The sequence below is a fragment of the Vibrio sp. R10-SG3-ISO3 genome, from assembly GCF_059834225.1.
This window is the reverse complement of the sequence record NZ_JCBDHE010000041.1, coordinates 1-14,402: the sequence shown is the minus strand read 5'-3', so window position 1 is coordinate 14,402 and position 14,402 is coordinate 1. Positions and strand designations below refer to the sequence as shown.

At 47.3% G+C, this 14,402-nt stretch carries 13 protein-coding genes; 4 read left to right on the top strand and 9 right to left on the bottom strand.

Going from position 1 to position 14,402, the window contains the following annotated elements; genetic code table 11:
• Nucleotides 1-128: 128 nt before the first annotated feature.
• Nucleotides 129-440, bottom strand: a complete 312-nt coding sequence (gene yciH / locus AC6R1A_RS10820; protein WP_500634000.1) for a stress response translation initiation inhibitor YciH — start codon at nucleotides 438-440, stop codon at nucleotides 129-131.
• A gap of 1 nt (nucleotide 441) precedes the next feature.
• Nucleotides 442-816: a DUF3319 domain-containing protein gene (locus AC6R1A_RS10815; RefSeq protein WP_487901497.1), complete on the bottom strand. Its 375-nt coding sequence runs from the start codon at nucleotides 814-816 to the stop codon at nucleotides 442-444.
• 135 nt (nucleotides 817-951) lie between these two features.
• Here AC6R1A_RS10815 and AC6R1A_RS10810 point away from each other — a divergent pair, with 135 nt between their 5' ends.
• Nucleotides 952-1,872, top strand: coding sequence for a tyrosine-type recombinase/integrase (locus AC6R1A_RS10810; RefSeq protein ID WP_500634001.1), 921 nt, complete (start codon nucleotides 952-954; stop codon nucleotides 1,870-1,872).
• Here AC6R1A_RS10810 and AC6R1A_RS10805 read toward each other — a convergent pair.
• Nucleotides 1,862-2,857 (bottom strand): D-alanine--D-alanine ligase, encoded by a 996-nt coding sequence (locus AC6R1A_RS10805; RefSeq protein WP_487901499.1) that lies wholly within the window; start codon nucleotides 2,855-2,857, stop codon nucleotides 1,862-1,864. The genes AC6R1A_RS10810 and AC6R1A_RS10805 overlap by 11 nt on opposite strands.
• A gap of 171 nt (nucleotides 2,858-3,028) precedes the next feature.
• Entirely contained in the window at nucleotides 3,029-3,604 is a 576-nt protein-coding gene (locus AC6R1A_RS10800; protein ID WP_500634002.1) for an SPOR domain-containing protein, read from the bottom strand.
• Between the two features lie 221 nt (nucleotides 3,605-3,825).
• Here AC6R1A_RS10800 and AC6R1A_RS10795 point away from each other — a divergent pair, with 221 nt between their 5' ends.
• Complete coding sequence (locus tag AC6R1A_RS10795) at nucleotides 3,826-6,507, top strand: bifunctional acetate--CoA ligase family protein/GNAT family N-acetyltransferase (RefSeq protein ID WP_500634003.1); 2,682 nt, start codon at nucleotides 3,826-3,828, stop codon at nucleotides 6,505-6,507.
• A gap of 31 nt (nucleotides 6,508-6,538) precedes the next feature.
• Here the strand turns inward: AC6R1A_RS10795 and AC6R1A_RS10790 are convergent, their stop codons facing one another.
• Nucleotides 6,539-7,435: a LysR family transcriptional regulator gene (locus AC6R1A_RS10790; RefSeq protein ID WP_500634004.1), complete on the bottom strand. Its 897-nt coding sequence runs from the start codon at nucleotides 7,433-7,435 to the stop codon at nucleotides 6,539-6,541.
• Between the two features lie 246 nt (nucleotides 7,436-7,681).
• On the opposite strand from AC6R1A_RS10790, the gene AC6R1A_RS10785 reads away from it, so the two are divergent.
• On the top strand, nucleotides 7,682-9,814 hold the full coding sequence (locus AC6R1A_RS10785) for a TonB-dependent hemoglobin/transferrin/lactoferrin family receptor (protein WP_500628268.1): 2,133 nt from the start codon (nucleotides 7,682-7,684) through the stop codon (nucleotides 9,812-9,814).
• A gap of 404 nt (nucleotides 9,815-10,218) precedes the next feature.
• Here AC6R1A_RS10785 and AC6R1A_RS10780 read toward each other — a convergent pair whose 3' ends face one another.
• The 3 genes from AC6R1A_RS10780 to AC6R1A_RS10770 all read right to left on the bottom strand — a co-directional run bounded on the left by AC6R1A_RS10780 (nucleotide 10,219) and on the right by AC6R1A_RS10770 (nucleotide 12,669).
• Nucleotides 10,219-11,913, bottom strand: coding sequence for an SgrR family transcriptional regulator (locus AC6R1A_RS10780; RefSeq protein WP_500634005.1), 1,695 nt, complete (start codon nucleotides 11,911-11,913; stop codon nucleotides 10,219-10,221).
• 92 nt (nucleotides 11,914-12,005) lie between these two features.
• Nucleotides 12,006-12,236: a DUF3389 family protein gene (locus AC6R1A_RS10775; protein ID WP_487901547.1), complete on the bottom strand. Its 231-nt coding sequence runs from the start codon at nucleotides 12,234-12,236 to the stop codon at nucleotides 12,006-12,008.
• On the bottom strand, nucleotides 12,226-12,669 hold the full coding sequence (locus AC6R1A_RS10770; RefSeq protein WP_500627171.1) for a hotdog fold thioesterase: 444 nt from the start codon (nucleotides 12,667-12,669) through the stop codon (nucleotides 12,226-12,228). Before AC6R1A_RS10770 ends, AC6R1A_RS10775 begins: the two co-directional genes overlap by 11 nt.
• Nucleotides 12,670-12,816: 147 nt before the next feature.
• Here AC6R1A_RS10770 and AC6R1A_RS10765 point away from each other — a divergent pair, with 147 nt between their 5' ends.
• Nucleotides 12,817-13,605 (top strand): M48 family metallopeptidase, encoded by a 789-nt coding sequence (locus AC6R1A_RS10765; RefSeq protein WP_500628269.1) that lies wholly within the window; start codon nucleotides 12,817-12,819, stop codon nucleotides 13,603-13,605.
• A 97-nt stretch (nucleotides 13,606-13,702) separates the two neighbouring features.
• On the opposite strand, the gene AC6R1A_RS10760 is transcribed toward AC6R1A_RS10765, so the two are convergent.
• On the bottom strand, nucleotides 13,703-14,402 hold a 700-nt coding region (locus AC6R1A_RS10760), incomplete at its 5' end, for a site-2 protease family protein (RefSeq protein WP_500646178.1).

Here is a 14,402-nt window from a genome sequence, read left to right as displayed (position 1 = left end):
GGGAGCCACGCTCCCTATTCGATCTTTACGGTTAAATACAGCATTGATTAAACATAACTGTATTTACCATAAAATACCTAATAATCAGTTTGTTAATCTGCGATTACCAAACCGTTTATTACTTAGCATTAACCGCCAGCGAGCTTTACCGTGAAGCCTTTCTTTTCTAGATGGGCTTTGATTTTATCTCGCGCGTCGCCTTGGATCTCAATGTTGCCATCTTTAACTGAACCGCCGCAGCCACACACTTTCTTAAGTTCTGCTGCGAGGAGTTTCAATGGCGCGTCATCCAAATCAAGACCAGTGACAATACTCACGCCTTTGCCTTTGCGGCCTTTGGTTTGACGTTGAATACGCACAATACCGTCGCCTTTTGGGCGTTGTACTTTCTCTTCTTCTGGCTTAATTCGGCCAACTTCTGTTGAATACACTAAAGACATATTACTTCTTCTGTTGCTCTGCTTTTTGTTTCGCGACCAAGTATGCCTCTATATGCTTCTGAATGGCAAGTTTTCCACCTTTAAGTAACCTACCATTGAAAAAACAGTACCAAGCGTTGGGTTCGCCTGTGTCATTCTTTAGGGTAAAACCATTAAAATTCTCTTGTGCGGGCTGGCCTGAACCTTCACGTTTCGAGTTGATGGAACTGAACTCACGGGGATCGATAATGGTCGCAGTATCGCAAAACCAATCAATACTCTTCTTCACCGCCGCCATGCTGCCTTGCAGTTGGTGGTTTTTGATTTGCACTTGCCAAATCTCTGTAGAGTTCCCGGCAGTTTTAAGGTTAAAACCTCGATAAGTCGCTACTGGCATAGTATTTATTGTCTTAGTTATGAGTTAAATTAATGATAATTGTAATTCCTTGTTTATCAAGTATCTCGATATGAGTTTGTGCGTTTTTATAGTGAATCCATGAGAAAAAATGTTCGAATAGTGACCGATAACAGCATGAGACAAACATTGACTCGTGCACTCAACAAACAGACGACAATTCAAGACCTTAACCTTGTTACTGATGGGCAATACTCGCACAATTCCGTCTTGGCGATGAGTAATGATTGGAATCGTTTCTACAACTTTTGTCTTAGTCACCATGTTGTCGCGCTGCCAGCCGCCTCGACAGCGGTACGGTTATTTCTGCAGTCGGAATCGAGAAACAGAAAGTACGCCTCCATTCGTCGTTACAGTGTCACCATAAGTTTAATGCACCGTATATTGGGCTACGACGATCCCGTCAACACCCACTCTGTTAGGCGCTTGATGTCTGAACTTAGCAACGAAAAGCGTGGGGATGCGACATCAAGCCATGCCTTTACTAAATCCTCGCTCGATGCACTGACTGATAAGCTTGAGCGCTCGAATACGCCAATCGATGTTCGAAATCTAGCGATTTACCACGTGATGTTTGAGTGTTTGTTAAAACGTTCAGAGCTCAAATCGCTTAACGTTGGCAATGTGACGATTGAGTCATCGCAGGGGATTTTGAGCTTGGGTAATGAGTGTTATCGATTGAGTACAGGTGCGACAGAAAAGCTCAATCGTTGGTTGATTTTACGTGGTGTGGCTCCCGGTCCTCTTTTTGTTGCAATAGACAAACATGGTCGGTTTGCTACCGCGCCTTTGGATGACTCCTCAATATACCGAATCATGCGTTCAGCGAGTGACAAGCTTGGCTTGGCACTGGATTTTTCTGGCCAGTCTTTGCGCGTTGGTGGAGCGATCGAGTTAGCTAAACAAGGTATAAAAACGCGTGAGATTCAGACTTACGGTCGTTGGAAGAGCGCTGCTATGCCCTATTACTATGTTGGTAATACAGTGCGAGCAGCGCATGAAAGGCTCAAATATAAAGTGATCCGCCCTATTGATTGAGTGACGTTGTCACGCAGTTGGCGAGAAACTGATGAAATGGCACACCGTCGTTGACCACCATCTTAGGGAACATTGAGATTGGGGTCATCCCAGGGAAGGTGTTGACTTCATTGAGGTAAAGCTCACCCTCTTGTGTCAAAAAGAAATCGATCCTAGAGAGGTGACGCAGCTTCATATGGGTAAAGACCTTTTCAGCGTTGAGTCGAATCATCTGTTGTTGCTGCTCGGTGAGATTAGACGCGACGATGTCCGTTGTGGAATGGCTCGTTGCACTGTATTTTTCTTCGTAGCTATAAAAGGCATCAGCAGGCGCCTTAACTTCACCGGGTAAGGTAATGTGGAGTTGGCCATCCATTTCGTAGGCCGCCACTTCAAGTTCTCGTGGCTTCACGGCTTTTTCGACCAGCACTTGATCGGAAAATGTGAACGCGTCTGCAATCGCTGTACGCAACTGATCGATATTAGTGACCTTGTAACAACCAACGGAAGAGCCCTGTCTCGCCGCTTTGACAAACACACTACCCCAGTTTTCAAAGGCTTGCTTACTCTGCTGATAAGTTTCTTCTGTGTTTTCTGTGAGAAACAAGTAAGGTGTGTTGGGGATGCCTAATGCGTCGTACCAAAGCTTAGAGGTGATCTTATTGAAGCTGTTGGTGCTCGCCTCAGGTCCACAGCCTAGATAAGGAATTCCTGATAGCTCGAGCATTGATTGAATATCACCCGTTTCCCCTGGGTAACCGTGTATGCACGGGACGACAAAATCGAGCGTGATGGCATCTGTTGCGGTATTTAAGGTGCCTGCATTGGTATCGAGATAGACTAACTCATCATCTTCGGTATGCCAGCCATCAGAGCGCATTTCAACGCGTACGACGTTGAACCCATCCGTCAAGGTAAGTTGTTCTTGCAGGTAATTGGCTGAAACGAGTGAGACTTCGTGCTCAGATGAGCCGCCGCCACAGAGTAATAAGATGTTGGTCGTCATTGATGGTCTTTCCGTAATGCAACAAAGAGGCTTATCCGATCTTAATGAAAACTCGGGAGCGTTTACACGTTTTTCGTCTATTCATATCGAGTTAGTTGGTTGGTTGTTGAATTTCTGAGCGGATAACAAGAAGAGTCATGAAAAAAGGGGCGCTTGGCCCCTTTCATTCTATCAGTTTAGTTTGTTGAGCGTCGGGTACTGAGAGTTCTTAATATCATCGATGCTCTTAACGAATGGCTTGAGTGCTTGCAGTTCGGCTGGTAATTCACCCACTGCTTTTTTGGCATCCGCACGCGTCGCATAATCCCCATAAAGTACGGTGTACCACTTTGTGCCGTTCACGACTTTGTAGTTTTCCCAAATCGGTTGATCACCTTGAGGTAGTTGTCGAGCAAACTGGTCAACTTTCGTTTGTGACCCTACGGCCGCGACTTGAATCGTAAAACCAAAACGTGGATTCATCGCTTTCTGTTTGGCTGTCGGCGGTATGATTGCAACAGCAGGCTTGCTTTGTGGCTGCTTTTTCACCACTTGCTTGCTAGATTCTGGTGACATTTTCACAACATTAGGCTTGACGTTACTTTCGGTCACATCTTTTGCCATGCCCTGCTCAGAGACGACAGGTTTGGCGACAGATGCCGTTTGGTAATCTTCACGGTAGCTCTCTGAGCTGACATCGGTGACGTAATCACTGGATACACAAGCGGAGAGAACGACGGACAGGCCTACTATTGCGATTTTTTTCATGGGATATTCGAATGCCTTAAACTAGAAATTACTGTAAATCATGCCGTTAGATAATCGTATAATCAACCCAACAATGAAATTATATACCAAGACTCTTGTGACACATGACACAAAGTCAGTGAGCAACACAGTGATCTGATTAAAACTACGTCAAACTCACGCAGCGAATGGGTCTAACCTCGGATACCATAAAGAGAGTTAGATTCAAGGAGTGTCACGTTATGTCCAGTATCGCTGCGTTACTCAAGCCCTCGTCAGTCGCCGTCATCGGCGCCTCTTCGCGACCGATGAGAGCGGGCAACATCGTGATGAAAAACTTACTACAAGGTGGGTTTGAGGGCGCAATCATGCCTGTCACACCTCGTTATTCCTCTGTTTGTGGCGTGCTCGCCTACCCGACGATTGACTCGCTGCCGATTGTACCGGACGTCGCGATTTTATGTACTAGTGCGAAGCACAATGTTGAGCTGATACGTCAGCTTGCCGACAAACGAGTCAAGGCCGCGATCATTCTTTCGGCGGACATGCACCTCCCTGACCAAGATGGTATCACTCATCAATCACGCTGTTTAGAGATAGCGCGGGCCGCTGGCATGCGCCTGCTCGGTCCTAATAGTTTGGGACTCATCCTTCCTTGGCACAATTTTAATGCTTCGTTTTCCCCGGTGATGGCGCAAAAAGGCAAAATCGCGTTCATTTCCCAGTCTGCAGCTATGTGTACCACCATTTTGGACTGGGCCAACGACAAAGACATCGGATTTTCCGCATTTATTTCGATTGGCAATGCCAGCGATGTCGATTTTGCCGATCTTCTCGATCACCTCAGCACCGACACCAACACTGATGCGATCTTGCTCTATGTCGATACCATCAAAGATGCCAGGCGGTTTGTTTCTGCCGCGCGTGCGGCGTCACGTAACCGTCGCATACTGGTGCTCAAAGGTGGGCGAACAAAAGCCGGACGTGCCGCTGCAAAAGCACACACTGGCGGCGATGACACGCTTGATATTATCTATGATTCGGCGATTCGACGTACAGGTATGCTGCGCGTCAATAATTCACATGAACTGTTTGCAGCCGTTGAGACGTTGACTCACTCCGTTCCTTTGCGCGGCGAACGATTGGCCATCATTACCAATGGTGGTGGCCCCGCGATTATGGCGGTGGATACGCTGCTCGAACGTGGCGGCAAACTTGCGCAGTTGTCTGAAGAAACGATGTTGCGTTTAAGCTCTACGTTGCCGCCCAGCTGGAGCCAAAGTAACCCCATTGACATGGTTGGCGACGCAGACCATTTGCGCTATGTGAATACGCTTAACGCTTTGATGGATACAGATTGTGCGGACGCCATTTTGATTATGCACAGTCCTTCAGCCGTGGCGGAGTCGGAGCAGACCGCACGAGCAATTGTCGAAGCGGTCAGAGCTCATCCTCGTCATCGACGTTTCAACATTTTGACCAATTGGTCTGGCGAGTTAACCGCCAAACCTGCGCGATTGCTGTTTACCCAAGCGGGCATTCCTACCTATCGTACTCCGGAGAGCGCTGTGGTGGCCTTCATGCATTTGGTCGAGTACAGACGAAATCAAAAACAGCTGATGGAAACGCCAACCACCGCAGAACCTATCGAGATCAATGATAGAAATGAAGCAAAAGTATGGATCAATGAGCGTTTAGAGCAACATGATGTCCGCCACCTCGATACTCATCAAATAGGGACACTACTCAAGCACTATGGGTTCAATGTGCTGCCGACATGGCTCGCGTCCGATGCGAGTGAAGCTGTACATATCGCCGAAAGCATTGGCTACCCTGTTGCGGTAAAGCTTCGCTCACCTGACATTGCGCATAAATCCGATGTACAAGGTGTAATGCTTAATCTAAGAAATAGCCAAGAGGTGGCAAATGCGGCGCAAGCGATACTGGACCGAACGCAGCTTTCTTACCCTTCCGCCCATGTTCATGGTTTGATTGTGCAGGGCATGGCAAAATTGGCCGGCGGTGAAGAGATTCGTATTAAGATCAAACATGACAATACCTTCGGACCAGTAATTCTTATCGGTCAGGGTGGCTCCGAATGGGACGAGGCGATCGACGCGGCCGCCGCTTTACCGCCGTTGAATATGGCGTTGGCGCGTTATCTTATCGTCATTGCGATTAAAAATGGCAAGATACGTCTGCAGAAACTCCCAGAACCGATGAACATACAAGGGCTCTCTGAGTTTTTAGTTCGTTTGTCTCAATTAGTGGTGGATTGCCCTCAAATTCATGAGCTGGATATACATCCAGTACTAGCAAATGGCTCACAATTTACCATCCTCGATGCGGATCTTACATTACGACGCTATCAAGGCGACGCCCAGCAGCGTTTGGCCATTCGACCGTATCCAGTAGAGTATGAAGAGTCGATTACATTGAAAAACGGTGACTCCCTACTCCTTCGTCCAATCTTGCCTGAAGATGAGCCGCTTCATGCGGATTTTATTCACAACGTCAGCAAGGAGGATCTCTACAAACGCTTCTTTACGGATGTGGGCGAATTTAATCATGAAGCGCTAGCGAATCTAACGCAAATTGACTATGACCGAGAGATGGCTTTTGTCGCAGTGCGTGAAGAGCAAGGTCAGCCGCAAATCATTGGCGTGTCACGCGCACTAATCAACCATGACAACACCGACGCCGAGTTCGCGATTTTGATCCGTTCCGATCTTAAGGGGATCGGTTTAGGTAAGGTGTTGATGAAAAAGATCATTGATTACTGCCACCATAAGGGCACCAAGCAAATGTCCGGTATGACCATGCCCACCAACCGCGGTATGCTAATGCTGGCGCAAAAACTGGGCTTCACCCTTGATATTCAGTTTGAAGATGGCGTCGCGGATATGGTGTTACCCTTGAATTAAGGAGCCAAGTGTTGAAATCCGTGAGTTGATATTAGATTTTTGCCAGAGTCTTCCAGTTTTTCTTCAGGTATTGGATGCACCAAGACTTGGCTTCGCCCATTTTATTGCGCTTCCAAGCTAAGACGATGTCGATGGTGACAGCTTCGGTATCGGTGATCTGTTTGAGTTCCCCTTTTTCAATCAATCTTTGCGCCAGTTCGGCGGGCAGCGTTCCTATGCCTAGACCACTGCGCAGAGCATCGACTTTGGCAGCAAAGGTCGTGACGGTTAAACGCGGTTGGCGCTGCATCACATTGATGCTGATCGCCGGTTGCTCTCTTGCCGTATCCGCAATCGCAATAACACGATACTTCTCACGCGCAGACTCATTAAATGCGCCTGAACGTTTGTGTACGTAGTGATCACTAGCCGCGACCCAAATCATTTTCATTTCCCCTAAAGTTTCAGCCTTAACGTCATGGGGAAGCGCATCCAGTTTCGGACACACTAACAGGTCAGCTCGACCCGTACTCAATGCCTCCCAACTGCCGGCTAAAATCTCTTCTTGCAGTTTGACTCGAGTTGAACTGACATTGCCAAGTGCATCGACAAGGGGGAAAAAGTTGTGAACAGGAATGATGCCATCGAACGCGAGTGTAATATCGAGCTCCCACCCATTGGCTATCACACTGGCGTCATTGACGAGTTTCTCTGTCGCCACCAATATGGCCCTACCTCGTTCGAGAATCAGTTTGCCTGCCTCAGTGAAATTCGCTTTGTGCCCAGAGCGATCAAAGATGGTGATATCGAGGTCTTGCTCGAGTTTCTGAATTTGATAGCTCAAAGATGATGGCGCTTTATCCAATTCATTCGCGGCGGCCGCAAAGCTTCCTCTTCGATCAATCGCGTCCAATATGTGTAAGGCTTCTAACGTTATCGGGCTTTGCATCGCTTACATTCCTATAAATGAGAATCATTATTGTGACATATATCTCACTAATGAAGTCTTGTTTTACCAATACGCTGACTATTCTACAAGTTTAAGTTTCTGTTTTATATATAAAATATTGATAGGATTCATTCAAATTCCAATAGTTCAACCCAAAAGTGATATTGATAACGATAGTAATTATCATTTAGATCCAATAAAATTCAGGCCGTTCAACCAAACCTAATGGATTTAAGGTAATCATAAATGTATAAGAAATCACTATTGTCGGCTTCGATTGTTTTAGCCCTAACAACGAGTGCGTATGCACAAGAGTATGCCCTATTTGACGAAGTTGTGGTATCGGCAACGCGTACTGATCAACAGCTTAGTGATGTTGCTGCATCGGTTGCGGTGATCGATAACGACGAAATCGAAAGTAATATGACCACAGGTCTTGAGGATTTGTTTAAGTACACACCGGGTGTTAGTGTACAGACAAACTCGCGTCAAGGTGTGCAAGGCATCAATATTCGCGGCATGGAAGGCAACAGAATTCAAGTTTTGGTGGATGGCGTCAACCAAACCAACCAGTTCGCGCCAAGCGGTGGTCAGTCGTACAACTTTATCAACTCTTCACGTATTGATGTAGACACTGACCTGCTAAAATCGGTTGAAGTGGTTAAGGGGGCCGCCTCTTCCCTTTATGGCTCAGGCGCTATCGGTGGGATCGTGGCTTTTCAGACCATCGACCCGAGTGATTTACTGAAAGGTCGCAATTTTGGTGGCCATGCTAAGTTCAATTTCTCATCTTCTGACAATACGTTCAGTGAGTCGATTGCACTTGCCAACAAAACAGGCAATTTAGAAAGTCTCGTCGCCTACACGCGCAGGGATGGGAATGAAGTGGATAACTTTGGCGAGCCTGATGAGCAAGACACCACGGCTAACAGTTTATTGGTTAAGCTTCAATACCAAGCGTCAGATGATCACCGTTTCGAGTTTACGGGTAATATCTTGCACGATACGGTAGACACGCAGTTTATTAGCGACAGCTACAGTGATTACAATGGTGATGATACGACCGACAAGCAGCAGATCGGCATTAAACACATTTGGAATGCGGACGCGTCTATTGCAGACACGGTGACCTGGCAGTTGGACTGGTTGAGCAAAGAAGAAAATGGCGTGACCAATCGTACCTCAAATGGCGGAATGTTCTTACCGACGGCCGGTAACGTGCAGCGTAAAGATTACCTCTATTCGGACGAAGGCTTCCAGTTTGACGCGCAGTTTGATAAAGGATTTAACCTAGGTTCAACGGAGCACTTCATCGTCTACGGACTGTCGTTTGCCGATAAGGATATCAAAAACATCAACAACGAATACAACTCGATTGATGATGACAAAACGATTTTCTACATTCCTTCTGCCTCTGAACGAAACTACGGCTTATTTATCGAAGATACGATCACCATTGGTCAACTTACGCTGACTCCAGGTGTCCGTTTTGACAGCTTTGAGACAAAACCTGGTGACAGTTCGGAAAACCCAAGTGAAAACCCAGCGTCTGATTACCAAAAGTTCTCCGACTCTGCTCTCACTGGACGTCTAGGTGCGGTGTATGCACTGAATAAGCAGCACAAACTCTTTGCTCAAGTGAGTCAAGGTTTTAGAGCCCCTGATTTCCAAGAGTTGTACTACTCCTATGGCAACCCTAATTATGGCTACATCAATAAACCTAACCCTGATCTTGAGGCAGAGAAGAGTGTCTCGTATGAGTTAGGCTGGCGCCATAACACAGAGAACTCAGCTACAGAGTTGGCCGTGTTCTACAGTGACTACGACAACTTTATCTCTAGCGATACGGTCAGCGGTTCATTTACGCCAGCGGATCCCGCCGTTATTCAATACATCAACATTGATCAAGCAACCATCAAAGGTGTAGAGCTCTCAAACACATTCTATTGGGATGAGCAGTTGCCGCTTAACGGGATCAGTACGCGTGTTGCCGCGGCTTACACCGAGGGTGAAGATGGAGAAGGTAAACCACTTAACGACGTGACACCATGGAACACTGTGGTTGGCCTCAATTACGACGCACCTGCTGGTACTTGGGGTAGCGCGTTGACTGTCACCTATAACGCGGAGAAGAAAGCCAAAGACATCAACTCTGAAGGCTCAACTCGTGGAGATTACATCGGTATTGATGCCGCGACCATTGTCGATCTAACGGCTTACTACGTACCAATGAAAGATCTGACGCTACGCGCCGGACTCTTCAACGTAACGGACGAAGAGTATTACGAGTGGAATGATGTCAAAGGCTTTGTAGAAGAGGATAAAGATTTCACTCAACCGGGTCGTAACTGGGCAATCACGGCTAAGTACGAATTCTAAATATTGACGACGTCAAAAACAAAAAAGCTCCCTTTTTAATAAAGGGAGCTTTTCTTTGGTTTCCAATAAAAGTGAACAAAAAAGGGTTGGAATCCATTAAGCGTTTGAGCTAGCCATCTCTTTCTTAACCATAAGCGCAGCAGCGACGATGAAAGCGACGATTAAACCTAGTTCCATTATGAACCTCGTTGATTTGTTGAAAATACCGAATTTAAACTTCGGTAATTCTAACACTTTACGTCGTCGTGCAAAGTTCAAATGTTCACTTTTTTGCCAGTTTTATCGACTCAGTTCAAAAAAGCTGCGCTATGATTTATTTTTGACACATAAATCCGTCTTATCTTTGAGATAACATATGCCTTTATTACAAATAATTAACATTGAGCAGTGAGTGCTTGAGACTATCACTGTCCGAGTTCTGGTTTCACCCACACTGAACTAAAATCAAACCAACCCAACGCGTTACACTGCGCATTTTGCAATGAACCGCATTGATCTTTACTCACTCCCAACCAACAGTGGAACATCGGAATTAACTGCATTCTTTCCACAAGAGACTGCCCTAGCGCTTTAGCGGGAAAAGGCCGGTTTTGATCACTTTGCCAATCCTTCACAAGTTGCTGCCAATATTGAAAGTCATCTGACTGGCTCATCGCTTCAATATCGCTGTAGCTGAGTAACCAAGCAGCCAATGCATCATCACGATTGTTAGTGATGCCCATCGCTTTAACCCAGATATCCACATCGGCGAGATCAGGTGTCTCGTGCTCATAACGAATGAGGCGAACTGATACCTTGTCTTGTTTGAGAACACGCTCTATACACTTAACCAAAGTCGGAAACATCGGGTGTTGCGATTGGTAGGCAACCGTCACCTCTCGCTCTGTTGAGGGAGCTTCGACAGCGTCGGTTTTTATGTGGTGATACCAACCTGGCTTGAGTCCATGTGCCGGCAGAACGCCCAACTCGACTAATTTCTCATCAGGAATTTGTTTAAATAAATTGAGCGTGGCTAGGCGGTCATGGAAATAGCTTGCCCATTGTGACTCTTTAGCCAGTCCCGTTTTACGATTGAAGAGCAAAAAGGTACAACCCGGGTCTAGCTCGACATTATCTGTGACACGCTCAATGCCAGTCGCAATTGGCTGTGAAAGGCTCGGAAAAATCATTGAAGATAGCGCTCGCTCAATCACCCATACTTCCACACGATCGAGTAAAGGTCGGTAGCCAAAATACCCATCGTGCGCTTGAAGTACCAGACGTTTGGCATCATTTTGAACCACTTTGAACGGTCCTGTACCAATCGGAAACGCGTCATAATCGTCTTGTTGGTCGCGCTCTGGCAACGTGATCTTCGCACTCGACTCTGCTAACAGAACAGGCAAATGGTAATCAGGCCTAGAAAGGTATACATCAATAGTGTTAGCGTAACGACACTCAACGCATTCGATATGAGAAAAGAGCGTGTTTTGACTCAATCGGCGCAGAACGGACAAAATGTGCTCAATAGTAAGCAACTCTCCGTTGTGAAAGCGTACCCCGCTACGAATGTAAAAGCGCCAATGCTGCGGTGTCACCAACTCCCAATTGTGCGCAATATCCGGCTCGATACGCTCTTGATCGCCAATTTTAGTTAAACCGCTGAATATCTGCGTGATGATGTGCAGCTCTGAACGGCGAACCCTTTTAGCGGGATTGAGAGTGGATAAGGGGCGATAGTAGGGTAAGCGAATCACCTGCTCACCTTGCTGGTGGACCACGCCTAAGTAGCTTTCAATCACTTGAGCTAACTTAGCGGTATCTTGATCGAGCGCTTTGAGCGCTTGGCTGATTTTTCCCTCATCTAAATATCGGCGAGCTAGAGTTTCGCTGACGTCACTGCGGCTACGTTTGAACACCAACTGGGAGAGCTTGCCGCGCCCCGGTGCTGGGTGCCACTCAAGCCACCCCTCTTCTTCCATTTTATTCAGCACGATTCGCGCATTTCGCCGTGTGCAGAATAAGATCTCTGTGATCTCTTCTAGTTGGACACCACAATCTTTGCCTTGGTAGTGCTCAAATAAAGTTTCGAACTGGACGCGTAATCTTGGGCTACTCATAAAGGGGAAATTCGTTGGTTTTGGATTCCAAACTAGTTTCCTCATTTATGAGCTCACATGCAAGTCTTGATATCTCACCCCAATACCGAGTTCTATGATATTGCGATACCTAATTGCTCGGCAACTTGGGTTAATTGATGGGCGTTATCGAGCGAGATTGACCAGCTAGCTTCAGACGCTCTTACCGCAATCACGTTACCGCCACCATAGAGCATGACGGCGTCCGCTTGGGCTTGCAACGTGACTCTACCCGGCCCTGCTAACTTAATCACCACTTCATTGGGGGTCGCGATGATTTTCCCTAAACTAAACTCAATCAGCATGAGCTTTCGTTCCACGATGTTTCTTAACCGCGATGGTCAAGCGACTGGTGCACACCAGTCGTTGCCTTTCGTCGGTGATATCAATTTGCCACACTTGTGTAGAAACGCCTAAATGCACGGGTCTGGCTGTACCGATGACATGCCCTTCCCGCATCGCGCGAACGTGGTTGGCGTTAATATCAAGCCCAACACAATAGCTTTCGTTATCAACACAGAAGTTTGCGGCCAGTGAACCGAGTGTTTCTGCGAGCACCACTGAAGCGCCGCCATGAAGCATACCGAGTGGTTGGTGGGTAAAATGACACACGGGCATGGTGGCCGTTAGGGAGTCATCACCAAAATCGGTATAGACGATATTGAGATGCTCAATCAGAGTGTTTTTTGAGGTTTGATTGAGTTTTTCCAGATCGATCTCTTTTTTCCATATTTTCATTCTGTGATCCGTCGTAATAAAAAGCGTTGTCGCGCGGTTGGTGCGTAGGAAACAGAGTCGCGTTGTAGCATAATGAAGCGGAATAACTCAAGCGTCATGACTCACAATGCCGACGCTGGCACATTCGTTACCTAGATGGAGAACGTCATGCACATCACTTATAAGCGCGGCTTGTCGCTATCCTTAATCGCTGCAAGCCTCGCGTTGTCTGCCTGTAGTTCATCGCCGACGGGGCGATCACAGCTGATTTTATTTTCCGATCAAGATATGAGCGCTTTAGGTGCCCAGTCATTTGAACAGATGAAAAGCGAACAGCCGATCAGTACCGATGCCAAAACTAACGCGTACGTGCAGTGCGTTGCCAAAACCATTACGGCTCATGTGCCCAAGCAAGCGGGATTTGACGAGTGGGAAGTGGTGGTATTCGATAGTGACCAAGTCAACGCCTTCGCGCTCCCAGGTGGAAAAATCGGCGTATACACCGGATTGTTAAACGTCGCGGTCAATCAAGATCAGCTAGCAACGGTGATTGGCCATGAAATTGCGCATGTACTCGCCGATCACAGTAACGAGCGCTTATCTCAATCTCAAATTGCCAATGCAGGCTTACAAATCACCAACATCGCGTTGGGCAGTTCAGAGTATCGTGACATGACGATGGCGGCACTTGGCGTTGGCGTTCAATATGGCGTGCTGTTGCCCTACGGGCGTACCCAAGAATCCGAGGCGGATATCGTTGGGTTAGAATTGATGGCCAAAGCCGGCTTTGACCCTAAGCAAAGCGTCGCGCTGTGGCAAAATATGGCGAAAGCCTCCGGGGGCAATACGCCGCCTGAGCTACTCTCGACCCACCCCTCTCACAGTACACGTATTGATGATCTCAGCGCGAAAATGAAAACGCTGCCAGCGAGCAGCGTAAGCAAACCACAATGCTGAGTGTGCATACTCTACACAATGACCAACGGGAGCATGCTCCCGTGATTTCTATCTAGCCCACGCTGTAAGCGTGATAGCGCGGTACGTATCGGGTCAATTAGGTGCCCAGTATCAATAGAGGTAGGCGTAGCAACTCATCGCCCGTATTAGCAAAGAAGGCAATAATCGCGACCAACCCCGCTACCAAGCCCACATACCATATGGATGAAACAACTTGTCCATATCGGTCGAGCGGTAATAAATGGCTCGCATGGCGGCCACGCCACTCCAATACGATCTCAAGCATGCCCATGATGAGCAAGAAGCCAAACAAGGTCAGACCGAGCGAATAGCTGAGCAAGACCCCTGCCCCAGCTGCCGCACTGCACAGTAGGATGCCAGCGACGCTGTTCATTGAGAAGCTGATGCTTTTTAGAATATGGCCGCCGTCGAGAGGCAAAATAGGCAGCAAATTAAACAAATTCAGCAGTGCATTAAACACCGCCAACCCCGCAAAGAAGGCTTCCCCTGTGAGCAGATAGACTAACGTCAACAGTAATGAAAGGATGAAGCCAAACATTGGCCCCATGATTGAGATCACCACGTCTTGCCAGCGAGTGTTGATCTTTTCGTCGCTGAGAGCGAGTCCGCCGAGAAACGGCACTAAATAGATGCCTTTGGTTTTCATGCCAAAGTATTTCATTGCTTTGACGTGCCCATATTCATGAAAGATTAAGCAAGCCAGTAGTGCTAAGGCAAACTGAAACGAGAACAGCCATGAATAGGCGGCTAAACTGGCTGACGCCAGTACAACCTTA